This window comes from Rhizobium glycinendophyticum, assembly GCF_006443685.1.
In the GTDB taxonomy this organism is placed as follows: domain Bacteria; phylum Pseudomonadota; class Alphaproteobacteria; order Rhizobiales; family Rhizobiaceae; genus Allorhizobium; species Allorhizobium glycinendophyticum.
On record NZ_VFYP01000001.1, the window covers coordinates 1345299 to 1367788 of the forward strand.

The 22490-nt window shown below is 60.3% G+C and carries 21 protein-coding genes and 1 tRNA gene; 13 read left to right on the plus strand and 9 right to left on the minus strand.

Annotated elements, in window-relative coordinates; genetic code table 11:
* Positions 1–109 precede the first annotated feature (109 nt).
* Positions 110–463 carry a hypothetical protein gene (locus tag FJQ55_RS06535; protein ID WP_140826844.1) on the minus strand — a complete coding sequence of 118 codons (354 nt, stop codon included), beginning with the start codon at positions 461–463 and terminating at the stop codon, positions 110–112.
* Positions 464–699: 236 nt separating this feature from the next.
* On the opposite strand from FJQ55_RS06535, the gene FJQ55_RS06540 reads away from it, so the two are divergent.
* A complete protein-coding gene (locus FJQ55_RS06540) occupies positions 700–1917 on the plus strand; it encodes an NAD(P)/FAD-dependent oxidoreductase (RefSeq protein WP_140826845.1) in 1218 nt (405 codons plus the stop codon).
* Between the two features lie 171 nt (positions 1918–2088).
* On the opposite strand, the gene FJQ55_RS06545 is transcribed toward FJQ55_RS06540, so the two are convergent.
* From FJQ55_RS06545 to FJQ55_RS06555, 3 genes are all read right to left on the minus strand, one after another.
* Entirely contained in the window at positions 2089–2994 is a 906-nt protein-coding gene (locus tag FJQ55_RS06545) for a tyrosine-type recombinase/integrase (protein ID WP_246085041.1), read from the minus strand.
* Between the two features lie 322 nt (positions 2995–3316).
* Complete coding sequence (locus tag FJQ55_RS06550) at positions 3317–4348, minus strand: porin (RefSeq protein WP_140826847.1); 1032 nt, start codon at positions 4346–4348, stop codon at positions 3317–3319.
* Between the two features lie 248 nt (positions 4349–4596).
* Positions 4597–4687, minus strand: a tRNA-Ser gene (locus tag FJQ55_RS06555).
* 615 nt (positions 4688–5302) lie between these two features.
* On the opposite strand from FJQ55_RS06555, the gene FJQ55_RS06560 reads away from it, so the two are divergent.
* Positions 5303–6289, plus strand: a complete 987-nt coding sequence (locus tag FJQ55_RS06560) for a porin (RefSeq protein ID WP_140826848.1) — start codon at positions 5303–5305, stop codon at positions 6287–6289.
* A 109-nt stretch (positions 6290–6398) separates the two neighbouring features.
* Here FJQ55_RS06560 and FJQ55_RS06565 read toward each other — a convergent pair whose 3' ends face one another.
* Together FJQ55_RS06565 and FJQ55_RS06570 are read right to left on the minus strand one after the other, a co-directional pair.
* Positions 6399–7259 carry an alpha/beta fold hydrolase gene (locus FJQ55_RS06565; protein ID WP_140826849.1) on the minus strand — a complete coding sequence of 287 codons (861 nt, stop codon included), beginning with the start codon at positions 7257–7259 and terminating at the stop codon, positions 6399–6401.
* A 196-nt stretch (positions 7260–7455) separates the two neighbouring features.
* Complete coding sequence (locus FJQ55_RS06570) at positions 7456–9522, minus strand: lytic transglycosylase domain-containing protein (protein ID WP_140829146.1); 2067 nt, start codon at positions 9520–9522, stop codon at positions 7456–7458.
* 255 nt (positions 9523–9777) lie between these two features.
* On the opposite strand from FJQ55_RS06570, the gene dapA reads away from it, so the two are divergent.
* Entirely contained in the window at positions 9778–10662 is an 885-nt protein-coding gene (dapA, locus tag FJQ55_RS06575; RefSeq protein WP_140826850.1) for a 4-hydroxy-tetrahydrodipicolinate synthase, read from the plus strand.
* Positions 10663–10787: 125 nt separating this feature from the next.
* On the opposite strand, the gene FJQ55_RS06580 is transcribed toward dapA, so the two are convergent.
* Positions 10788–11873: a hypothetical protein gene (locus FJQ55_RS06580; RefSeq protein WP_140826851.1), complete on the minus strand. Its 1086-nt coding sequence runs from the start codon at positions 11871–11873 to the stop codon at positions 10788–10790.
* Between the two features lie 384 nt (positions 11874–12257).
* Here FJQ55_RS06580 and smpB point away from each other — a divergent pair, with 384 nt between their 5' ends.
* Together smpB and FJQ55_RS06590 are read left to right on the plus strand one after the other, a co-directional pair.
* Complete coding sequence (gene smpB / locus FJQ55_RS06585; protein ID WP_113378446.1) at positions 12258–12734, plus strand: SsrA-binding protein SmpB; 477 nt, start codon at positions 12258–12260, stop codon at positions 12732–12734.
* A 2-nt stretch (positions 12735–12736) separates the two neighbouring features.
* Entirely contained in the window at positions 12737–13156 is a 420-nt protein-coding gene (locus tag FJQ55_RS06590; protein ID WP_140826852.1) for a DUF3830 family protein, read from the plus strand.
* Positions 13157–13517: 361 nt separating this feature from the next.
* On the opposite strand, the gene FJQ55_RS06595 is transcribed toward FJQ55_RS06590, so the two are convergent.
* The gene (locus tag FJQ55_RS06595) at positions 13518–14102 is read right to left on the minus strand and encodes a LabA-like NYN domain-containing protein (RefSeq protein ID WP_062275088.1); all 585 of its coding nucleotides are present in this window, start codon (positions 14100–14102) and stop codon (positions 13518–13520) included.
* A gap of 296 nt (positions 14103–14398) precedes the next feature.
* On the opposite strand from FJQ55_RS06595, the gene rpoZ reads away from it, so the two are divergent.
* The 8 genes from rpoZ (at position 14399) to era (ending at position 21181) form a co-directional block, all read left to right on the plus strand.
* A complete protein-coding gene (rpoZ, locus tag FJQ55_RS06600) occupies positions 14399–14800 on the plus strand; it encodes a DNA-directed RNA polymerase subunit omega (protein WP_062275086.1) in 402 nt (133 codons plus the stop codon).
* A 97-nt stretch (positions 14801–14897) separates the two neighbouring features.
* Positions 14898–17123: a RelA/SpoT family protein gene (locus FJQ55_RS06605; protein ID WP_140826853.1), complete on the plus strand. Its 2226-nt coding sequence runs from the start codon at positions 14898–14900 to the stop codon at positions 17121–17123.
* A gap of 244 nt (positions 17124–17367) precedes the next feature.
* The gene (locus FJQ55_RS06610; protein ID WP_082510745.1) at positions 17368–17520 is read left to right on the plus strand and encodes a DUF3563 family protein; all 153 of its coding nucleotides are present in this window, start codon (positions 17368–17370) and stop codon (positions 17518–17520) included.
* A 168-nt stretch (positions 17521–17688) separates the two neighbouring features.
* The gene (locus tag FJQ55_RS06615) at positions 17689–18270 is read left to right on the plus strand and encodes a DUF2062 domain-containing protein (protein WP_062277843.1); all 582 of its coding nucleotides are present in this window, start codon (positions 17689–17691) and stop codon (positions 18268–18270) included.
* A gap of 1 nt (position 18271) precedes the next feature.
* The gene (acpS, locus tag FJQ55_RS06620; RefSeq protein WP_140826854.1) at positions 18272–18676 is read left to right on the plus strand and encodes a holo-ACP synthase; all 405 of its coding nucleotides are present in this window, start codon (positions 18272–18274) and stop codon (positions 18674–18676) included.
* Positions 18677–18773: 97 nt separating this feature from the next.
* The gene (gene lepB / locus FJQ55_RS06625) at positions 18774–19511 is read left to right on the plus strand and encodes a signal peptidase I (RefSeq protein WP_062277840.1); all 738 of its coding nucleotides are present in this window, start codon (positions 18774–18776) and stop codon (positions 19509–19511) included.
* Entirely contained in the window at positions 19508–20230 is a 723-nt protein-coding gene (rnc, locus tag FJQ55_RS06630) for a ribonuclease III (protein ID WP_140826855.1), read from the plus strand. The genes lepB and rnc overlap by 4 nt, the downstream gene beginning before the upstream one ends.
* Positions 20231–20239: 9 nt before the next feature.
* Positions 20240–21181 carry a GTPase Era gene (era, locus tag FJQ55_RS06635; protein WP_140826856.1) on the plus strand — a complete coding sequence of 314 codons (942 nt, stop codon included), beginning with the start codon at positions 20240–20242 and terminating at the stop codon, positions 21179–21181.
* 18 nt (positions 21182–21199) lie between these two features.
* On the opposite strand, the gene FJQ55_RS06640 is transcribed toward era, so the two are convergent.
* A complete protein-coding gene (locus FJQ55_RS06640) occupies positions 21200–22267 on the minus strand; it encodes an AbrB family transcriptional regulator (protein WP_425467529.1) in 1068 nt (355 codons plus the stop codon).
* Between the last annotated feature and the right edge of the window lie 223 nt (positions 22268–22490).

The window sequence follows — 22490 nt, forward strand, 5'->3', positions numbered from 1 at the left end:
CGCGGTGATGCTTTTCCCAAAAAAAGGCGGGACGTGCCGGGGGGCAGACGCCAAACCGGCCGGACCACTCTGTGATCCAGCCGGGTCGACATCGGGGGAGGAGAGGTGATCAGTGGCTGAGTTCGAAGGAGAGCCGCACGACGTGATGCAGGAATTCGGCATCGATCAGCATGTTGAAGCCGACGGTCAGCTTCTCGGCTTCGCGCCGGATCACGGTGCAGCCGATTTCGTCACGAATACCAAGGATTTCCAGGAAGAAATTGGCCGGCACGGCGACATGCGGGGACACTTCGAGATCTGCGCCATAGAGGGAAATGCTGCGGATGAGGCATCTCAGCGAGCTTTTGGTCGTCAGATGATGTCCAACAAAGATGATCTTGCCCGGCCGGTCGATCTTGAAGCGCTCGAAAGCCTGATCTCGCGGCACGTTCGCTTTGGCGTCTGGAATGTGTTGCAAGGGCATTTCACCCTCCCCCGACCGTTTGTTTCAGTCCCAGATTAAACCAACTTCGTCGACAGAGTCTGAACGGCATCAGTAAATTCCATCGGGCGGATATAGCGAGGATTGTCCCTGCCTAGTGTCCTCGCGGTATGCTCGCCGCCCTTGACCGTCTCCGGTCGCAGAGCTAGGCCTTGTCTCGGAAGAGTTGGGCCTCGCTGCCGTTGCGCTGCGGGCCGTATTCGTGAAGAGGCGTGACAGTGGCAGGCAGACTGGTGATCGTCGGGGCAGGGCAGGCGGGTTTCGCGCTGGCTGCAAAACTCAGAGCCCTCAAGGACGACCGTCCGATCACCCTTATCGGCTCCGAACCCTGTCTGCCGTATCAGCGGCCGCCGCTATCGAAGAAATATCTGCTCGGCGAGATGGAGTTCGACCGGCTTCTGTTTCGGCCCGAGAGCTGGTTTACCGAAAACAATGTCGAGATCCGCCTTTCGACCCCGGTCGAGGCTCTCGATCGCGATCAGAAGATCGTCCGGCTCTTTGATGGCAGCGCCATTGATTATGACCATCTGGCCTTTGCGACCGGCGCGACACCCAGGCGTCTGCCATCGGCGATCGGCGGCGATCTAGCCGGAGTCTTCACCGTCCGCGACAAGACCGATGCCGATGCTCTTGCTGGTGAGATGAAGGCGGGCCGCCGCTTGTTGATCATCGGCGGCGGTTACATCGGGCTTGAAGCCGCAGCCGTTGCGCGCAAGCTTGGCCTGGACGTCACGCTGATCGAAATGGCCGACCGGATCCTCGCCCGTGTCGCAGCACCGGCTACGGCGGATGCCATGCGCGCAATTCATGCGGCCGAAGGTGTTGTGATCCGGGAAAAGACCGGGCTCAACCGGCTGATCGGGTTGGACGGTCGGGTCAAGGGTGCGGAACTGTCCGATGGCACGGTGCTCGACGTCGACATCGTCATCGTCGGCATCGGCGTGCTTCCGAACGATCAACTGGCGTCCGAAGCTGGGATCGAGACCATGAACGGCATCATTGTGGATGCCCATGGCCGCACGTCCGACCCCGACATCTTCGCCATGGGCGACTGTGCGGTCCAGAACTGGAACGGAAGCCGGGTCCGGCTCGAATCCGTACAAAATGCCGTGGACCAGGCCGAGGCCGTGGCTTCGGTTCTGGCAGGAGGGCAGGAGCCCTATCGGCCGAAACCGTGGTTCTGGTCGGATCAGTATGACGTCAAGCTGCAGATCGCCGGCTTCAATCTCGGTTATGACGAGACACTGACGCGGCCGGGCGCCCGCGAGGGCAGCCTCTCGGTCTGGTATTTCAAGGAAGGTGAGTTGATCGCGGTCGACGCCATCAATGACGCCAAAGCCTATGTGACGGGCAAGAAGCTGCTCGACACAGGCAGGCAGCCCGAGCGCGCGCTGCTTGTTGATCCCTCGGCCGACCTCAAGCAGATGCTGGGCTGATCCGGCAGATCGTCAGGGCTTCTTTGCCGCCGCCATTCCCAGGATAAGCAGAAGGCCCGATCAGCGATCGGGCCTCAATGTCATTGTCATAATTGTTTTATAAGGTAACAATTTTTCAATCTTTTCAAAGTGATGGTAGCGCTGTCATATCACTTTAAAAAAAACGCCACATCAGGATGCGGCCCGTTCGAGAACGGGAATGCACATGTCGAGGTCATGCGATGCAAGGTGAGCGTATCGCATGGTCATGGTCAGGGTCTGGTGGCCGAGCCACATCTGGACGCGGCGGATATCGATGCCGCCCTGGACGAGGCGCGATGCGCAAGTGTGACGCAGCACGTGTGGGACCACGTCCTTGTCATCGGCAAAGCCGACCGCATCCTTGGCGACATGCCAGGCGATGCGGAAACGTTGCTGATCGATCTCGGCGAACGGGCCGGCATGGCGCCGGTCCGATGCCGCAATGGCTGCCGCAGCCCTCTGGGTGAGGGGTACGGAGCGGGACCGGCCGGATTTCGTCACCCAGAAGGTGACGCGATCCTTGTGCATGTCACCCCAGCGCAGGTTCAGCCCTTCGCTGAGACGCGCACCGGTATCGACGAGGAACAGGCAGAACCGGTAATAGAGTTCGGAATGCGCCCGGATTTCGGAGAACAGCAGGTCCTCTTCCTCCCGGTCGAGAAAACGGATTCGTCCCGCCTTCTCTTTCTGTCGCTTGAATTCAGGCAGACTGTAAACGTCTCCCATTTTGAACGCCTTTCGCAGCAGTTTGCTTAAGGCCGCCATCTTGCGATTGATGGTGGCGTTGCTGTTACCGCGTTTGCGCAGTTTGCCAATCAATTGGTCGAGCATCTCGTCGGAAAATGTCGAGAACCCGGGAATGTCGAGGAGATCGTGAAGCTCCCCAATGAAATTGGTCACATTGTATTTGTGGCTGCCGTTCATCCAAAGCAGGTCGCCATATTTTCCGAACAGTTCGCGAAGGGTGGTCTCGCGGACTTCGTGCAGAATGTTGCCCTGGCTGTACTGATAATGGACGGAATAATTCGGCACCTCCGAGAAGGCGTCAAAATCCATTCCAACTGGCATTTCCACTTGCATAAACTCCCCCAAAAAACCCTTTGGCAGGCACGCGAACGAGCCCACCGCCCGTCCCCACGGGCGCAGTTATTGGTTATGAAATATAAAAAGTATATGACATAACCGCGCAAACTTTCGTCATAAGTCGATATTCGACTAAGGCTATATGTCTCCGATGGTCCTCTCTTTCCCCAATATCGGTTCTGGCCGATTCACCATCCTACTGTTGTAAAACGATTTTTAGCTGTGGCTGTAATGACGTGCGGGTCCGGCTCGCAAGCAAGCCGGACCCGTCGCATTTTTTCCAATCCGCTGTGGATTAGAACGAACGCTGCAGACGGAAGAAGCCGCCGAAGCCTTCGCTGCCGTCCAGATCGTCGCTTTCGTACTGAGCGGAGATCTTCGTGGTCAGGCCTTCTGCGATCTTGTAGTCGACCGTCAGACCGGCCTTCCAAGCGTCGTCGCTGCCGGTGTAGTCGCCGGAAACGTCAACGCCGCGAGTGCCCCAGTACTGGAAGCCGGGGGTCAGCGTCAGCTTGTCGGTAATCTTGGCGGCATACGAAGCGGCAACTGCCCATTCCGAAGCGCTCCAATAGGCGCTCTCGCCGGTCGAGTAGATGCCGGCGACCTGCAGCGTGCCCGGACCGATTTCGGCCGAGACGATTGCGCGGTAAGCGGATTCTTCAGCGCCGAAGTCGTAAGAACCGACCACTTCGATCGAAGCGACGCCGAAGGTGGCGCCAACCTGGCCCGAAATGCCGACCGAGTCTTCGTCGGTGTAGGAACCGGCAGCGGTGTCGAGGTTTTCGACCATTGCCGACACATTGAAGGCGTCGGTGGTGTAGGTGTACTGGATGGCGTCATTCAGGTTCGAACCGAGGTCGTCGGTTTCACCGGCAATGCCCGTATCCCAGTAGTTGTAGAAGTAACCAACGGTCAGACCGCCGACCTTGATGAGCGCCGTGTCGAGGAAGGCACCGCCCTGGTCGTCAGAGCCGCGATCGTCACGCGAGTCGGCTTCGAGAGCGATGTAGCTTTCGATCTGGCCGAGTTCGGAATCGTTCTTGGCGGTGAATTCGAGGTAGGCGCGCGAATTGCTGCGGAAGCCGCTTTCGACGCCGTCGGTTTCGTAGTCGTCACCGCGGAAGTCGAGCTGCGTACGAACATAGCCGCTCAGCTTGAGGCAGGTTTCGGTGCCGGGGATGTAGAAGTAGCCAGTGCCGAAAGCGTCGCAAACGCGAACGTATTCCATGGGCTCGGGCTCGGCAGCAACGATGGCGTCGGCAGCCTGAGCGCCGGAAACTACAGCGAGAGCTGCAGCGGAGCCGAGAAGAAGGCTCTTGATGTTCATTATTGACCTCCAGTCAATTATAGACCGGAGAGAGCGCGATCGTCCCGCAATGACTAGCTATTACAATGAGTTATGAGGATAGGGCTCTGAGCCGGAGCTGGCGATCGCGACATCCGCCATGTCTGGTGAAGCCCCAAGGGGCGATTTTACCGCGCAGACGAATATCCTCAGCACGCGCCAGGACGGCAGCAAGACCATGAGGAAAGAGCAAAAGGGAAAGGAAGAAGGGGGGGGCGCCAAGGCGGTGATGGCGGAGAGGATGGGATTCGAACCCACGATACGCTTTTGACGTATACTCCCTTAGCAGGGGAGCGCCTTCGACCACTCGGCCACCTCTCCGGTGCCGCCTGATTATTTGCTTGAATCACTGAATGCAAGGCCTTTTCTCCACCTTGCACATAATAAGCGCCTCTGAACCGAACCCTCTCTATGGCCCCGCGCAAACGCGCGCACAATGCCCGAATCCGAATCGAGGGAGCGATTCTGCCGCTGATTCCACCATTCTCACCCCTGCCACCCCGAAAATCCGCGTCTGGCCTGCCATATTCTCCTTATGCAGCTCGGTTGGAGGACGAGGTGAAGGAGCCCAATGCCAGGCCACAACCCCGTGAAACCCGTGCCAAAATGGGATTCTGCCGAAGCGCCACGAATCCGGGCACCGCGCAAGTGCCTGCCTAAGCGGCGGTTTCTAAAGGACTTTCTTAACAGAAGGTAAAGAATGCGGCGGTCCGGGGGTGGTTTTGTGGCCTTTCAGCAACAGGCCGGGGGGAAGGGTATCCGCTTTCGCCCCATTCTCCTCTTTGGTGATTGCATGACGGGCCACGTTTTGTATTTTCAACCTCGGAAGCGAGGCGGTGGATCGTCCGTCTTCTGAAACCGACGGGGATGGGGCAGGGAATGCTGTCCTTCAGCCAAATTACCCAGACCCATACGAAACTTGACTGGAGGTCAATAATGAACATCAAGAGCCTTCTTCTCGGCTCCGCTGCAGCTCTCGCTGTAGTTTCCGGCGCTCAGGCTGCCGACGCCATCGTTGCTGCCGAGCCCGAGCCCATGGAATACGTTCGCGTTTGCGACGCTTTCGGCACTGGCTACTTCTACATCCCCGGCACCGAAACCTGCCTCCAGATCTCTGGCTGGGTTCGTTTCCAGGTTGACTTCGGTGATGGTGCGCATTCGCTGTCTGGCGACGACTGGGATAGCCGCGCCGCTGCTTACATCGGCGTTTCGGCCAAGTCCGACACCGAGCTCGGCACGCTCACCAGCTTCATCGGCCTCGAAAGCGATATCTCGATCGACGGCGAAGCCCAGGGCTTCTATGCTGACGAAGCTTACCTCTCGCTCGGCGGCTTCAAGGCCGGTTGGTTCTACAACTGGTGGGATACCGGTATCGCTGGCGAAACCGATGGTCTCGGCAACGTAACTGAGTTCGTTTCTGCCGCTTACACCTACACCTCGGACGCCTTCACGGCTGGCCTCTCGATCGACGAAGTGAACGACGACTCCGCTTTCGATCATAACGTCGGCGTTTCCGGCACGATCGGTGGCACCTTCGGCGCCGTTTCTGTCAACGTTGTTGGCGGTTACGACTTTGATGCTGAAGAAGGCGCAGTTCGCGCTATTGGTTCGGCTGACGTAGGTCCAGGCACTTTCTACCTGGCCGGCGTTTACGCTTCGGGTGAAAGCGTCTACTTCGACGCGGCCGAGTGGAGCGTTGCAGCTTCGTACGCCCTCAAGGCTTCCGACAAGCTGACCGTCACCCCTGGTGTTCAGTACTGGTCTGACACGAACTTCGACGGTGCGGGCTCGCCTGACATGTGGAAGTACGGCATCACCGTCGACTACAAGCCGGTCGAAAACCTGCTGGCCCGCGTTTCGGTTCAGTACGACGACGTATCGGAAGACGTTTCGGGCTACTTCCGCCTGCAGCGCGCATTCTAATTCGATCTCCAGATTGGATAAGGGAAAGCCCGGCTTCAAGCCGGGCTTTTTCATTTCGGCGCACACATGCCAGATCGTTGCTTTCAAGCCGGCGGTGGCCGGTCTCAAGCTAAGCCTGAAGAAAGACGCGGATCGCCTCGGGCAGCGTTGCCAGATGCAGCAGCGGCGCGTGGCCCTGTCCTTCGGCCTCGATCGCCACGAGATCCGGCTTTCGGTGTTGCATCTCGTCCACCGTTTCGCGCGACAGCAGGCGCGAATTTTCCCCCCGGATCACCATGAGTGGCGTCTCGGCCAGGAGGTCGAATTGCGCCCAGAGGGTGGGGAAGGGCTGGCTGAGGTCGGCGGCGCGGAATTGTCGGGCAATTTCCGCATCGTAATCGGCCTCGACCCGGCTATTCGCCTCGCGAAACAGCGCCCGTGCCATGCCCCGCCAATCCTCATCGGCCAGTGCCGGGAATTCCTCGCCATGCACCGCGCGCAGCAGCGCGGCGGCAACGGCGAAACTTTCGGGCGCGCTACGCCCGCCGAGATAGGCCTGGATCTGCTGCAGCCCTTCCAGTTCCAGCACCGGCCCGATATCGTTCAGTACCACTCGCTCGATGCGCGGCAGATGCGTCATCGCCAGCACATGCAGAATAAGGCCGCCGCGCGACGTGCCGATGAAGGCCGCCTGTTCGATGCCCAGGTGGTCGAGGACGGCAACGACATCCGCCGCTTCGACCGGGATCGTATAGCGGGTCGGATCCGAATCCCGGTCCGACAGGCCGCGCCCGCGCGACGAGATCGACAGAACGCGCCTGAGAGAGGGGCCGGCCGCCAGGATCAGGGCCAGATCCTCGAAATCGAGCAGATTGCGGGTGAGCCCCGGCAGGCAGACGACGGGAATGCCGGACTTGCCGGCGCCATATTCCCTGACATGCAGGCACAAGCCATCGGGAACGCGAATGAAGTGGTCGTGATACGCGGTCATGCTCGGGCTCCCTGCTGTACGGTGGGTGCCAGCCTAGAGCATTTTCAACTGAAGCGGCATCGCTCCCACGTTGGAGAACTCGAAAAAATCAACCAGTTTCGCCGTCGCGGCAGAACCGCGTTCACCGTAAAGCGGTGACCATGCCCGCATCTGTGATCAGCCCCACATGCCGAAAAACGAATGAAATTCCCGTCGCTTACCGCCCGAAGCGCAGGTCGTGCACGATATCGGTCTCTTGCCCGAGCCGGCTCTTGTAGACCTGGTAATTCTCCATTACCCGCTGCACATAATTGCGTGTCTCCGGGAAGGGGATGCGCTCGATCCAGTCGACCACCTCGTCGATGGACTTGCCGCGCGGATCGCCATAGCGCGCGATCCATTCCGGCACTTTGCGCGGGCCGGCATTATAGGCGATGAAGGTCAATATATAGGAGCCGCCAAAGGCGTCGATCTGCTCGCCGAGATAATGGGCGCCCAGCGTAGCGTTGAAGCCGGGATCGCGGGTGAGTTTGTCCGGCTGATAGGCGATGCCATGGCGCTGGGCCACGCCCTTGGCGGTCGAGGGCAAGAGCTGCAGCAGCCCGCGCGCATTGGCGGGCGAGACGGCGGCCGGGTTAAACGCGCTTTCCTGCCGGGCGATGGCGTAGGCGAGCGCCTTGCCGGAGCCGGAGATATTGGCGCTGTCAGGGATCACACCGACGGGGAAGGCGAGTGCGGGCACATCGACCCCACGCGCATAGGCCGCCTTGCCGATCTGCAGCGACAGCTGATGCCCGCCGTCCGATTTTTCCGCCCGCGCGCAAAGCAGCGCCAGTTCGCCGGGGCTGTCGATCTGGTCGGCCAGCGCCCGGTAGAGGCTCTGCGCCCGCCAGCCATGGCCGGCCGCCTCGTAGCGCGCGATGGCCTGCACGGCTTCGCGGCCGAGAAAATCCGCCCGTTCTGCCTCGGAAGGCCGCGGGTAGGGGATCTGGATGCCAAGTTTATAGATGCGCGCGGCCGCCAGCTGACCGTAAAACGTGCTCGAATGCCGCGCCGCCTTGGCGAAATAGTCTTGCGCCTTGCCGTCCTTGGCGACTTCCGCCGCCCGGCCGAGCCAGTAATAAGCGCGGCTGGCCGAAAGCGGCCGGTTCGACACCTCGAGAATGCGGGCAAAATGCCGGCTCGCGGTCTTGGGATCGTTCAAGCCGCGCAGCGCATACCAGCCGGCATGGAATTCGGCATCCGCCACATCGGTCGCATCCGTGGCCACATGCTGGGCGACGATCCGGTAGGCGGCTTTATAGTCGCCGAGATCGGCCAGCCCCCGCGCGATGATCCGCTGCTCGTTCCACCAGTCGCGGGCGCTGACCAGTTTTTCGCTGTCCTTCGGCATCTTGAGGAGGAGTGCCGCCGCCTTTTCGTAATCCTGGTCGCGGCGCAGCTTTTCGATCTGGATAAAGAGAAATGCCGGGTCCTTGCGCCATTTGGCGTCGACCCCGGCCATGGCCGCATCGAGATTGCCCGAGCGCGCAATCAGCGCTGCCCAGGCTTTGTAGAGCGACTGCGCCTCGCCGAGCGTCGAGAATCGTTTCGCCTGGGCGGCGCGGTCGCGGTAAAGCAGCATGTCCATGCGGGCGCGATGGTCCTCGACGCGCAACAGGCCGGAGAATTCGCCGAGAATCTTGTCTTCCGTCGCCGTATCCAGAGCATCCGAGCGCCAGAGGTTTCGAAGCCGGTTGGCGGCCTTCGCCTGCTGGCCCGCAGCCAGTTCCGCGCGGGCAAGCAGCATCGTTCCCTCGGTCGTCTCGGGCAGGGTGTCGCCGAAGGCGGCGAGCACGTCGCGGGCGGGCGGGTTTTCGCGGTAGAGCGCCTTTTCCGAATTGGCGCGGAAGGCCTTGAGCCCCGGCCAGCCGGTGAGCTGTCGCTGGGCGGCCGCGATTTCGGCGGCCGGCACATCCTTCAGGCCCGACATCGCGATCGACCATGTCAGCATGTGCCGGTCGAGCCCGTCGGCCATCCGGTTGCGGATGGCAATCGCTGCCGCGCCGTCCTTGTCCGAAAGCGCGTCGAGCCCGGCCTTCAGCTGCGGATTGACGGCAGCCGGGTTGCCGGCGCGGGGAATGGCACCCGTCGTCTCGAAGGAGGGCGGCGTCTTCTGGATCGGCGCGAAACCGAGCGGCTTGACCGCCGGTACCGGCACATCGGACGCAAGCGTCTCCGCCGCCGGCAGGAGTGCCGTCAGACAGAGACCGAAAACGGAGCCGAAGAGACGCGCCTTATGCATCCACACACCAGAACCCAGAGACATCTCCCTCATCATTAGCCGGGCGTCTGGTTAACGAAACCTTGCCAGCCCCGATCACATTTCTCTGAGCAGCGCCCGGGCGCCTCTCGCCGGTCCTCGCGAATGAGGCCTGAAAAGCGTCATAAAACCATCGCTTATGCGCTTGTGGGCTGTCGGGCTGCACAGTAATGTGCCCCCGATTTAATCTGAGAATGCGGCCGAAGCGTGGATCTCGGCCATGAGGAGTTTGACTGCATGTTCCAGGGATCCATTCCCGCACTCGTCACGCCGTTCACCGATGACGGTGCCGTCGACGAGGCAAGCTTTGCCGCCCATGTCGAATGGCAGATTGCTGAGGGCTCGACCGGGCTGGTGCCCGTCGGCACCACCGGCGAATCGCCGACGCTTTCCCACGCCGAACACAAGCGCGTGGTCGAACTCTGTGTCGACGTCGCGAAAAAGCGCGTGCCCGTGATTGCCGGCGCCGGCTCCAACAACACGGTGGAAGCTATCGAGCTCGCCCAGCATGCCGAAGCCGTCGGCGCCGATGCGCTGCTGGTCGTCACCCCCTATTACAACAAGCCGACCCAGAAGGGCCTGTTTGCCCATTACAAGGCGATCGCCGAAGCCACCGCGCTGCCGATCATCATCTACAACATCCCCGGCCGCTCGGTGATCGACATGTCGCCGGAGACGATGGGGGCGCTTGCCAAGGCGCACAAGAACATCGTCGGCGTCAAGGATGCGACCGGCAAGATCGAGCGCGTCTCCGAACAGCGCATCACCTGTGGGCCAGATTTCGTCCAGCTCTCGGGCGAAGATGCAACGGCCCTCGGCTTCAACGCCCATGGCGGCGTCGGCTGCATCTCCGTCACCGCCAATGTCGCCCCGCGCCTCTGTGCGGAATTCCAGGCGGCGACCTTGGCCGGCGATTACGCCAAGGCACTCGCCTACCAGGACCGCCTGATGCCGCTGCACAAGGCAATCTTCATGGAGCCCGGCCTCTGCGGCGCGAAATATGCGCTGAGCCGCACCCGCGGCATGAACCGCACCGTCCGCCTGCCGCTGATGGCGACGCTGGAAGCCTCGACAGAAGGGGCGATCGATGCGGCGCTGAAGCATGCGGGACTGGTGAATTAAGGGGATGACGGGAGGCCGGCGGAGACGCCGGCTCTTTCTATCCCATCATAATGCGAAATCAGACGTCACGGGATCAATTGGATCTTAATCGAGTGCGCAATTCGTTGTCTGGGGTACGCACAGCATCAAACTTCAGCTCCCGAGTTCGTCGAATAAGCGCTAGTCAGCAGCTTTAGTTGCTCACGGACCTGTTGATACTCATGAATTGCTCGTCGCGCCGCAGATAAATCAATCTGAGCGAGTCCTTGCGCCTCCTGTGAAGCTTCCGTTGTTTCTTGCGCATCCTCGTCGTCGATATCAGGGGCCACGAAATCAAGACTGCCCCCCTTCTCGTTGAAGACCAGAAGCTTTTTGACTGACGCGGTCAGAGCCGCTTGTTTCTCACCATCCAGATTCGGAAGCCTTTCAGCAACGATCGCAAGAATATCGTCCAGAGCCGCCTTCTTGGCTGCATCCTGCTGATTTTTGAGTTCCTTTTCGATAACTTGGTTCAGGAACTTTTTATGCCGTAAGTCTTCAATTTCATTTGCGATCCCTATGACGTGCCGTGCTACCCCTGCTAAACGGCCAGAAATCAATGCGAGAAGGGTGGTTACAGAGAGGGTACCCGCCAAAATAAGTATAATCGATCCAGTGCTAGCGCCGACCACCTTGGTTGACTCCGGCGCTTCATCCGCAGCAAGTGCGATCCCTCGAATGATGTCGTACCAGTCCTTTGCTGAATCTTTCCAGTCAGCAAGGTTATTGATTTCTGCGTCTTTTTGAAATCCGACACGTATTGTTACGTGATCTACATCTGCGGTTTCAATTTTTGATGCAAGATTCAGGCGCTCTATTGATTGAATGTAATTCCGAAAATCAGAATTCGTTTCAACAAGATTTGATGAGGCTAAGCTCAGGCGCTCATATGCGGTCGAAGGGTCGTAATCGGAGGTTCTCACTGTGTCTTCGACAAATTGTGCTCCGGCGATTCCAAGGTATTTTCCCACGCCAAGTTCATCTAATATTCTTATCTGCTGTAAGGATAGGTGGTCGAAGTCCATCTTCGACAAATAAGAAATCAAAGAATTAAGTTCATTTTCGAGAGGAAGCTTGGATGATTGATTCGAATTATTCTGTATTGGAGAAATAAGGTTTTGGTACAGGGTGTAGAAATTTCCGAAGTGCTGGTTGTACCAGCGTGCCAGCTTTTCAAGCTCATTGACGTTCATTTTCCCCTTGGCTCCTTCATGATTAAGCTGTGAGAGTGATGAATGAGCGGGTGGCTAACGTCAACTAGATGATTCTCACGGGATTCGTGGTGATGTTGCCTTCCTGTAGCCGCCACTGAAGCGACAGTACAACGGTAAGGCAAGCAGCCAGTGGGGAAAACTCGGCACATTTCTTTTCGTCATTCGATCGTTGCTACAAATCGCTTCGCTCTAGGCTAATATGCAAACGCTCTGCTTCCCGTCGAAACTCTCTCGGACTTCAATGCGTTTCTGGCCCCACCTTTATTTCCCCCCCATCCTCCATTACATACCTCCCATACCCGCCACGCCCCGCCCGCGTAGGCGCACCACCACAAAATCCCGGGCGAAACGGAAGATCAGGCCATGGCCCCCAAAGGCTCACAGCGCGTCGTCAACAAGATCGTTGCGGAAAACCGCAAGGCGCGCTTCAATTATGAGATCGTCGACACCTACGAGGCGGGTCTGGTCTTGACCGGCACGGAGGTCAAGTCGCTGCGCGAGGGCAAGGCCAATATTGCCGAATCCTATGCCTCCGACGAGGGCGAGGAGATCTGGCTGATCAATTCCCATCTGCCGGAATATCTGCAGGCGAACCGCTTCAATCACGAGCCGCGCCGCCGTCGCAAGCTGTTGCTCTCCAAGCGCGAGATCAACCGCCTGCGCGCCTCAATCAATCGCGAGGGCATGACGCTTGTGCCGCTCAAGATCTATTTCAACGAGAAGGGCAGGGCGAAGCTGGAGCTGGCGCTCGCCAAGGGCAAGAAGCTGCACGACAAGCGCGAGACCGAGAAGGAACGCGACTGGAACCGCCAGAAATCCCGCCTGCTGAAGACGGGCTGATCATGGCGCTCTCGCATCTCAAGGTCACCGTCGGCCCCTTCGTCTTCGAGGCGCGGTTCGAGCGCGAAAAGGCGCCCGAGACCTGCCGCATTTTTGAGAGCTTTCTGCCCTTCCGCAACCAGGCGATCCATTCGCGCTGGTCGGGCGAGGCGGTCTGGGTGCCCTTGGGCGATTTCCAGTTCGGCGCGGGTTTCGAGAATCACACCTGCCATCCCTCGCGCGGCGATATCCTGCTTTATCCCGGCGGTTTCAGCGAAACCGAACTGCTCTTCGCCTATGGCTCCTCGCAGTTTGCGAGCAAGATGGGCGTGCTGGCGGGCAATCATTTCCTGACGGTGACGAAGGGGCAGGAGCTGCTGGAGGCCATGGGCAAGATGGTTTTGTGGCAGGGCGCGCAGGATATAGCCTTCGAGGCGATGTAGTCCCAAGAAAATCCCCTCCCAAACCCTCCCACAAGGGGGAGGGCTTAACCCGGCAGCACGCTCCCCACCTCCCCCTTGAGGGGGGAGGTCGCCGCAAAGCGGCGGGTGGGGGTGACCCCCAGCGCGAATTCGTCGTCTTCTCGATCTTTATGAACTTCAGGCGTCACCCCACCCCGGGGCTTCGCTCCGACGCTCCCCCTCAAGGGGAGGGTGGGCAGGGTGGCGGCCGCGCGTCTTCTCCCCCCTTGTGGGGGAGATGGCCGGCAGGCCAGAGGGGGACTTTGTTTGCCCCGGAAGCCCTCTCCGATTGTGGGGGAGGGTTTGGAGGGGAAGTCTTGTCGTCTGAAAGAAGTCCGACCCCTCAATGCTCTTCTTCGTGGCTCGACACCGGCTCGGCCACGCGCGGCGTGCCGCGTTCGGAGGGGTCGCGGCCGATTTCGGCTTTCAGCGTCATCAGGTCGATGAAATGGTCCGACTGGCGGCGCAGATCGTCGGCGATCATCGGCGGCTGGGTGGCCATGGTCGAGACGACCGAGACCTTGCGGCCCTTGCGCTGCAGCGCTTCGACCAGCGTGGTGAAATCGCCGTCGCCGGAGAAGAGCACGAGATGGTCGACGGTTTCCGACTGTTCCATCGCGTCGATGGCAAGCTCGATATCCATGTTGCCCTTGACCTTGCGGCGGCCCATGCTGTCGGTGAATTCCTTCGCCGGCTTGGTCACGACCTTGTAGCCGTTATAGTCCAGCCAGTCGATCAGCGGGCGGATCGAGGAATATTCCTGATCCTCGATGAGGGCGGTGTAGTAGTAGGCGCGCAGGAGATAGCCGCGCTTCTGAAACGCCTTCAGGAGCTTGCGATAGTCGATATCGAAACCGAGGCTTTTCGAGGCTGCGTAGAGATTGGCGCCGTCGATGAACAGGGCGATTTTTTCGCGCGGATCGAACATCTTCAATAATCCTCAGGTGCAATATCACGAATGCGGCAATCGGAAATCAAAACAATACCTTGCCCCTCCACATATGACCAAGGCATTAAATTATGATCTGATCATATATAAAAGTATTTAGGATACGGATGCGGATAATCCAAGCACCCCAGGGTTGCATGCGGCGCCAAACCGCGGCTTTTGGGCCTGTCTTTTTTTGGGTTTCGAAGGCGCAGTCACGAAAAACTTGAATTTGCCGTCCATTGCCTGTATCGCACCCGTCAATCCCTCGCATTCATGACCGCAAAGGACAGGCAATGGCCCGCGTCACCGTTGAAGATTGTATCGACAAAGTCGAAAACCGCTTCGAGCTCGTGCTGCTCGCAAGCCATCGTGCCCGCCAGATCTCGCAGGGCGCCCCGATCACCATCGATCGCGACAAGGACAAGAACCCGGTCGTGGCACTGCGTGAAATCGCCGACGAGACGCTGTCGCCGGACGATCTGAAGGAAGACCTGATCCACTCGCTGCAGAAGCACGTTGAAGTCGACGAGCCGGAGCAGGATCCGAGCTCGATGCTGGCCAATGTCGGCACCGCTGGCAAGGGCGACGAAGAGGACGAACTGCCGGAAACGCTCACCTTCGACCAGATGTCGGAAGAAGAGCTTCTGGCCGGTATCGAAGGTCTCGTACCCCCGGAAAAGAGCGACGATTACTAATCGTCAATCAGTCGGAATTTAGTCTGTTTCTGACAGTTGGATAACGTGCGCCAGTCATGTCGGCTGGCGCGCTTTTTTCGTTTTAGGAGACGCCTGAATGATGCGGCAGTATGAGCTCGTGGAGCGGGTACAGAAGTACAAGCCCGACGCCAACGAAGCTCTCCTCAACAAGGCCTATGTCTATGCCATGCAGAAGCATGGCAAGCAGACGCGCGCCAGCGGAGATCCCTATATCTCCCACCCGCTCGAGGTCGCCGCCATTCTGACCGACATGCGTCTGGACGAATCGACCATTGCGGTCGCGCTCCTGCACGACACGATCGAGGACACCTCGGCGACCCGTGCCGAAATTGACGAATTGTTCGGCGAAGACATCGGCCGTCTCGTCGAGGGCCTGACCAAGATCAAGAAGCTCGATCTCGTCACCAAGAAGGCGAAGCAGGCCGAAAACCTGCGCAAGCTGCTGCTGGCGATTTCCGACGACGTGCGCGTGCTTCTCGTCAAGCTCGCCGACCGCCTGCACAACATGCGCACGCTCGAGCACATGCGCGACGACAAGCGGGCGCGCATTTCCGAAGAGACGATGGAGATATATGCGCCGCTCGCCGGCCGCATGGGTATGCAGGACATGCGCGACGAGCTGGAGGACCTCTCCTTCCGCTACATGAACCCGGAAGCCTATGAGACGGTCACCAACCGGCTCGCGGAACTCTCAACCCGCAACGAGGGTCTGATCACCAAGATCGAGGACGAGTTGCGCGATCTCCTGGTGGCGAACGGCCTTCTGAATGCCGGCGTCAAGGGCCGCCAGAAGCGGCCTTATTCCGTCTTCCGCAAGATGCAGTCGAAGTCGCTGTCCTTCGAGCAGCTGTCGGACGTTTATGGCTTCCGCATCTTGGTCGACGACATCCCCGGCTGCTACAGGGCGCTCGGCATCGTCCACACCCGCTGGCGCGTTGTGCCCGGCCGCTTCAAGGACTATATCTCGACGCCGAAGCAGAACGACTACCGCTCGATCCACACCACGATCGTCGGCCCGTCGCGCCAGCGCATCGAGCTGCAGATCCGCACGCGCCGCATGCATGAGATCGCCGAATACGGTATTGCCGCCCACAGCCTCTACAAGGATGGCGAGAACGGCGAGCAGAGCGAGCCGCTGTCGCGCGAGAGCAACGCCTATTCCTGGCTGCGCCACACGATCGAAGCCTTGGCGGAAGGGGATAACCCGGAAGAATTTCTGGAGCATACCAAGCTCGAACTCTTCCAGGACCAGGTCTTCTGTTTCACGCCGAAGGGCAAACTGATTGCGCTGCCGCGCGGTGCGACCCCGATCGATTTTGCATACGCCGTCCATACCAATGTCGGCGACACCTGCGTTGGCGCCAAGATCAACGGCTCGATCATGCCGCTGGTCACGCGTCTGTCGAATGGTGATGAAGTCGAGATCATCCGTTCCGGCGTGCAGGTGCCGCCGGCGGCCTGGGAAGAGATCGTCGTAACCGGCAAGGCGCGCGCCGCCATCCGCCGCGCCACCCGCATGGCGATCCGCAAGCAGTATGCGGGCCTCGGGCAGCGCATCCTCGAGCGCACCTTCGAGCGTGCAGGCAAGGTCTTCTCGCGCGATACGCTGCGGCCTGTGCTGCATCGGCTTGGCCAACGCGACGTCGAGGATGCGATTGCTTCCGTCGGCCGCGGTGAGTCCTCGTCGCTCGATGTGCTGCGCGCGGTCTACCCCGACTATCAGGACGAGCGCGTCACGGTAAAACCATCGGAAGACGGCTGGTTCGCGATGAACAGCGCCAATGGCATGGTCTTCAAGATCCCCGGAGCCGCCCATCCGAAGGGCGATGTGCCAACCGCGGGCGACGGCCCGGAGCCGCTGCCGATCCGCGGTCTGTCCGGCAATGCCGAAGTGCATTTCGGCCCGGCCGGCGCCGTTCCCGGCGACCGCATCGTCGGCATCATGGAAGACGACAAGGGAATCACCATCTATCCGATCCAGGCGTCGGCCCTGCAGCGTTTCGAAAACGAACCCGAACGCTGGATCGATGTGCGCTGGGATCTCGACGAAGCCAACAAGTCGCGTTTCGTGGCCCGCATCCTGATCAATGCGCTGAACGAGCCGGGGACACTTGCGACGGTTGCTCAATGCGTGGCCCGTCTCGACATCAACATCCGCGTCTTGAACATGATCCGCATCGCCACCGACTTCACCGAAATGGCGGTCGACCTGGAGGTCTGGGACCTGCGCCAGCTCAGCCAGCTACTGGGCGAGTTGAAGGAATTGGACTGCATTTCCACGGTAAAGCGCGTCTACGACTGACGTGGACAGGCTGTGATCAGGGGAGTAGGGCGGCTTGCCGCCATTCCGCGCCTTTGCACCATGCTGTGCCTAGCGCAGGCGCCAACTGCTTATCTTTTGCCCATCTTCTGCCCAAAACGTAAACCTCCACCCTCTCGGTATGCGTCTTGCGCATATCTGGCGTCGCCAATGCGCGCTGGTAGTTTGTGCGGCGCAACATTATCTTCAATTCAACAGATGAAGACAAAGAACCGAGGACAAAACGATGTTTACTCCGATCCGCAAACTGGCCCGTGCACTCCGCGTACCGAGCGCTGCTGAGCGCGAAATGAGCTACCTGAACGGCGCTCGCGATCTCGTCGACCTGGAATACCGCCAGCGCGAAATCGACCGTGGTGTATTCCGTCGCGGCTTCTGATTGGCCAGCGGCCAGCCTTGGCCGCAGGTGACGTGTGAGGAGAGGTTCAGCTGAGCCTCTCCGGCAGATGAAAATGCGGCGGCGATCTCGGTCGGCGCCCTGTATTTCAGCCCTTCCGTCGACGGGTAGCCCTTGCGGGGAACGCAGCGGATAAACTACATGTTGTCCATGCTGTTTCGACGTCGCCAACCGCTTTCCTATTCGATGAGGCTGCGCGAGCTTTTGTGGCCGCGAAAAGGCTTCTCCCGCTCGTTTCAATACTTCGGCAAGCGCGTGCTGCGCCTGTCGGCAACGCCCCATGCGGTGGCTGCCGGACTGGTGGCCGGCGTGGTCTCGTCGCTGACGCCGTTTATCGGCTTCCACTTCCTCATCGCTTTTGCAATCGCCTATCTGATCTCCGGCAACATGCTGGCGGCAGCCCTTGGCACTGCGCTCGGCAATCCCTTGACCTTTCCGTTGATCTGGGCGGCGACCTGGGAAGTGGGGCATCGGATTCTCGGGGCCGGCGCACCGGTCGGTGATGCCGTCGACCTGCACAGGGCATGGCACCAGTCCGGTATTGCCCATATCTGGGAGCCGATCTTGAAGCCCATGCTCGTCGGGGCGATCCCGCTTGCGGCAATCAGCACCGTCGTCGTCTACGCCGTCACCTATGTGGCTGTTGATCGCTTTCAGCGCCGGCGGCGGGCACGTCTCTCCGAACGGGCAAAGGCGCGTCTGGCCGATGCCCTCGAAGGAACGAGCGTCTGACATGATCATCGGTATTGGCAGCGATCTCATCGACATCAGGCGAATAGAGAAATCCATCGCACGTTTCGGCGACAAGTTTACCGGCCGCTGCTTCACGGACGAGGAGCAGGCGCGTTCGAATGGCCGCAAAGATTGCGCGGCCTCCTACGCAAAACGGTTCGCCGCCAAGGAGGCCATGGCAAAAGCGCTCGGAACAGGCATCGCTGAGGGCGTGTTCTGGAAAGAGATGGGCGTTGTCAATTTGCCCAACGGCAAGCCTGGCCTGGAACTGACCGGCGGCGCGAAAGCGTTTCTGGAGCGCATCGTGCCGGATGGCCACCGCCCCGTCATTCATCTCACAATCACCGACGAATTCCCCTATGCCCAGGCATTCGTGATCGTCGAAGCCCTGCCGGTGAACGGCTGAGTTAACCGGTCGCGGCGGCTGTCGCGCCTGCGTGGTTGCCGCGCGGGCACGAACCGACTAGACAGTGCAGGATTTTCGCAAGAAGGAAACGATCCGCGTGAGCGAAGCCAAGAAGCAAAGTGCCCTTTGGGAAAACATCAAGGTCATCATCCAGGCCCTCCTGCTGGCCATGGTTATCCGCACCGTGCTGTTCCAGCCCTTCACCATTCCGTCGGGCTCCATGATGCCCACCCTGCTGGTCGGTGATTATATCTTCGTTAACAAGTTCTCCTACGGCTATTCCAAATACTCGCTGCCGTTTTCGCCCGACCTCTTCGAAGGCCGGATTTTCGCGAGCGAGCCGAAGCGTGGCGACATCGTGGTTTTCCGTTTTCCGCCAAACCCGAGCGTTGACTACATCAAGCGTCTTGTCGGCCTCCCGGGCGACCGGATCCAGGTCATCAACGGGGTCCTGAACATCAACGGCCAGCCGGTGCCGAAGCAGCCTGACGGCGTCTTTACCTCGGATTACCGCATGGATCCGGGCACAGATGTGCCGGTGTTCCGCGAAACCATGGACAATGGCGTGACTTATGACACGCTGGATCAGGCTCCCGACAGCCGCGGCGACAACACCCGCGAGTTCATCGTGCCAGAAGGCCATTACTTCATGATGGGCGACAACCGCGACAACTCGCTCGACAGCCGCTTCGACGTTGGCTTCGTGCCGGCGGAGAACCTGATCGGCAAGGCCTCGCTGATCTTCTTCTCGCTCGGCAACGACACCTCCTTCCGCGAAGTCTGGAAGTGGCCGTCGAACATGCGTTGGGATCGTCTGTTCAAGGTTGTCGGATGAACCGGAAAAAGGGCGCATCGGAGGAGCATTGGGAGCAGATCGAAACTCTGATCGGGCACCGGTTTGCCGATCGTGATCGTCTGTCCCGGGCACTCACGCATTCGAGCGTCCAGCCGTCAAAGGGGGAGGGCGATTACGAGCGCCTGGAATTCCTCGGCGACCGCGTGCTCGGCCTCTGTGTGGCCGAGCTCCTCTTCAGCACCTTCCGCAAGGCGGCGGAGGGAGAACTCTCCGTCCGCTTCAACCAGCTCGTCAGCGCAGAGACCTGTGCTGCCGTCGCCGACGAGATGGAGCTTCACCGCTTCATTCGCACCGGCGCCGATGTGAAGAAGATTACAGCGAAGAACATGCTGAATGTTCGCGCAGATGTGGTTGAAGCCCTGATCGCTGCGATTTATCTGGATGCGGGGCTCGAGGCAGCCCGCAGCTTCATCCTGAAATTCTGGACGGCGCGAGCCACCCGCGCCGATGGCGCGCGCCGCGACGCCAAGACCGAGTTGCAGGAATGGACGCACGCCAAGTTCGGCAAGCCGCCCACATACAAGGTTGCGGATCGGTCCGGACCGGATCATGATCCGCGCTTCACGGTGATCGTCGAGATCCCGGGCATCAAGCCGGAGATCGGCGTCGACCGTTCCAAGCGCGCCGCCGAGCAGGTGGCCGCCACGAAGATTCTCGAACGCGAAGGCGTCTGGGCCAAGGCCTCAGACGCGAACTGATTGGACACCATGACCGAAACAGAAAACCATGACGGCGGCGAAGCCACCGTCAACACCCCGACCCGATCCGGCTTCGTTGCCCTGATCGGCCCGACGAATGCCGGCAAGTCGACCCTGGTCAACCGCTTCGTCGGCGCCAAGGTGTCGATCGTCAGCCACAAGGTGCAGACAACCCGCGCCGTCATGCGTGGCATTGCCATCCACAAGAATGCCCAGATCGTTTTCATGGACACGCCCGGCATCTTCAAGCCGCGCCGCAAACTTGATCGTGCCATGGTGACGTCGGCCTGGGGCGGCGCCAAGGATGCCGACATCATCCTGCTCCTGATCGACAGCGAACGCGGTCTGCGCGGCGACGCCGAGGCGATCCTCGAAGCCCTGAAGGATGTGCCGCAGCCCAAGATCCTGGTCTTGAACAAGATCGACCGCGTGCGCCATGAAGACCTGTTCAAGCTGGCCGAAACGGCAAACGAGGCAGTCAAGTTCGACCGCACCTTCATGATTTCGGCAACGACCGGCTCCGGCTGCGACGACATCATGGACTATCTGGCCGAGACCTTCCCGGAAGGTCCCTGGTACTATCCGGAAGACCAGATCTCCGATCTGCCGATGCGCCAGCTCGCAGCCGAGATCACCCGCGAAAAGCTGTTCCTGCGCCTTCACCAGGAGCTTCCGTACTCGTCGCATGTCGAGACCGAGAAGTGGGAAGAGCGCAAGGATGGCTCTGTTCGCATCGAGCAGGTGATCTATGTCGAGCGCGACAGCCAGAAGAAGATCGTGCTCGGCAAGAACGGCGACGCAATCAAGGCGATCTCAACGGCTTCCCGCAAGGAAATGTCTGAGATCCTGGAACAGCCGGTGCACCTCTTCCTCTTCGTTAAGGTGCGCGAAAACTGGGGTAACGACCCTGAGCGGTTCCGCGAAATGGGGCTGGAATTCCCCCGAGACTGACCGTGAACCTTCTGCGGTTCAGCCCTTGGCCCCGGCGGGCTTTATCCGCCGGGCGACGAAGCCCGCGATTTTCGGCCCCGCAATGATGATCAGGATCAGCCGCATCGTCTGCAGCGCCATCACGAACGACATGTCGACCGGTGTCGAGGCAGCAATGATGGCGATCGAATCGAGGCCGCCCGGGCTGGTGGCCAGGTAGGCGGTCAGCGGGTCGATCCCCATGAACCGCCAGAGCAGGAAGGCAAGCCCGCCGCAAAACGCCATCAGCACCAGGATCGAGCCGACCACTTGGGGCAGGGCGCTTGCCGCGTGGCGCAATATTCGGCGGGTGAAGGTGAGGCCGATCCGCCAGCCGATCACGCCATAGGCAAGCGCCAGCAGCCATTGCGGCAGATGCAGCGATATGACGCCAGCGACATGCAGCACCGTCGTCACGGCGAGAGGCAGCAGCATCGTTCCGGCCGGGATCTTCAGCCGTGCGCCAACGGAGGCGGCGGCGAGTGCTGCGGCAAGCGTGATCCCGAGGTCCAGCCAGTCCGTTTCAGGAAACCAGACAATCTGCGGCGCCGCCCCTCCGCTGATCCGGAAGACGAAGGCGGCCATAATCGAGGCTCCAGTGGCCACGAACACCACCCGCAGATATTGCATGAAGGCGACGAGCCGGGCATCCGCGCCATGCGCCTCAGCCATCAGGACCATGGCGGATGCAGCGCCGGCGGATGTCCCCCAGACGGCTGTGGTGCCCGGCAGAATGTCCGCTTTCGCAATTAGGTACCCCAGCAGGCTGCTGGCCGAGATGACCGCAACGACGATCGCCAGGAAGATCGGCCAGTCGAGCGCCACGGCCTTCAGCGTCTCGAGATCGAGCGAGCGGGCGATGATGCAGCCGAGCAGCGAGTGCGCGAAGATATAGGGATAGCGATGCACCGAAAGGCGCGCGCCGTTAGTGGCGACCAGGATCGCTGCGGCCATCGGCCCGAGCAGGAGCGCACCCGGGATATGCGTGGCGAAAAGGAGGGTCGATAGCGTGAGCGAGACCGCGAGCAGGATCGCCCAGCGTGCCGGCAAGGGCAGGGGCGTCAGCATGCCCGGCGGCGGGGTGGGAGCAGCTTCCGCCCCCGTTTTCACACCTGCTCCCGAGTCGGGAAGCCTTGTCTCGTCACCCATGGGCCTCTCCGGTCTCGCCCGCATTCCCTGGCCAAGCATGGGATAAGCACTGGACGAAAGCGCAAATTCGTAAAATAAATGAGGTGAACCTCACAAACAAGTTTTATGAGCATGCCCTCGCAAAAGTCAAGTTCGCCGATAG

Coding starts and splice junctions, on each gene's coding strand:
- FJQ55_RS06610 (WP_082510745.1), top strand. CDS start 17,368: ATGTTTACTCCGATCCGCAAACTGGCCCGTGCACTCCGCGTACCGAGC.
- era (WP_140826856.1), top strand. CDS start 20,240: ATGACCGAAACAGAAAACCATGACGGCGGCGAAGCCACCGTCAACACC.
- rpoZ (WP_062275086.1), top strand. CDS start 14,399: ATGGCCCGCGTCACCGTTGAAGATTGTATCGACAAAGTCGAAAACCGC.
- FJQ55_RS06590 (WP_140826852.1), top strand. CDS start 12,737: ATGGCGCTCTCGCATCTCAAGGTCACCGTCGGCCCCTTCGTCTTCGAG.
- rnc (WP_140826855.1), top strand. CDS start 19,508: ATGAACCGGAAAAAGGGCGCATCGGAGGAGCATTGGGAGCAGATCGAA.
- FJQ55_RS06565 (WP_140826849.1), bottom strand. CDS start 7,259: ATGACCGCGTATCACGACCACTTCATTCGCGTTCCCGATGGCTTGTGC.
- FJQ55_RS06595 (WP_062275088.1), bottom strand. CDS start 14,102: ATGTTCGATCCGCGCGAAAAAATCGCCCTGTTCATCGACGGCGCCAAT.
- FJQ55_RS06560 (WP_140826848.1), top strand. CDS start 5,303: ATGAACATCAAGAGCCTTCTTCTCGGCTCCGCTGCAGCTCTCGCTGTA.
- acpS (WP_140826854.1), top strand. CDS start 18,272: ATGATCATCGGTATTGGCAGCGATCTCATCGACATCAGGCGAATAGAG.
- dapA (WP_140826850.1), top strand. CDS start 9,778: ATGTTCCAGGGATCCATTCCCGCACTCGTCACGCCGTTCACCGATGAC.
- FJQ55_RS06640 (WP_425467529.1), bottom strand. CDS start 22,267: ATGCTGACGCCCCTGCCCTTGCCGGCACGCTGGGCGATCCTGCTCGCG.
- FJQ55_RS06615 (WP_062277843.1), top strand. CDS start 17,689: ATGCTGTTTCGACGTCGCCAACCGCTTTCCTATTCGATGAGGCTGCGC.
- FJQ55_RS06550 (WP_140826847.1), bottom strand. CDS start 4,348: ATGAACATCAAGAGCCTTCTTCTCGGCTCCGCTGCAGCTCTCGCTGTA.
- smpB (WP_113378446.1), top strand. CDS start 12,258: ATGGCCCCCAAAGGCTCACAGCGCGTCGTCAACAAGATCGTTGCGGAA.
- FJQ55_RS06545 (WP_246085041.1), bottom strand. CDS start 2,994: ATGGATTTTGACGCCTTCTCGGAGGTGCCGAATTATTCCGTCCATTAT.
- FJQ55_RS06580 (WP_140826851.1), bottom strand. CDS start 11,873: ATGAACGTCAATGAGCTTGAAAAGCTGGCACGCTGGTACAACCAGCAC.
- FJQ55_RS06570 (WP_140829146.1), bottom strand. CDS start 9,522: ATGCATAAGGCGCGTCTCTTCGGCTCCGTTTTCGGTCTCTGTCTGACG.
- FJQ55_RS06605 (WP_140826853.1), top strand. CDS start 14,898: ATGATGCGGCAGTATGAGCTCGTGGAGCGGGTACAGAAGTACAAGCCC.
- FJQ55_RS06535 (WP_140826844.1), bottom strand. CDS start 463: ATGCCCTTGCAACACATTCCAGACGCCAAAGCGAACGTGCCGCGAGAT.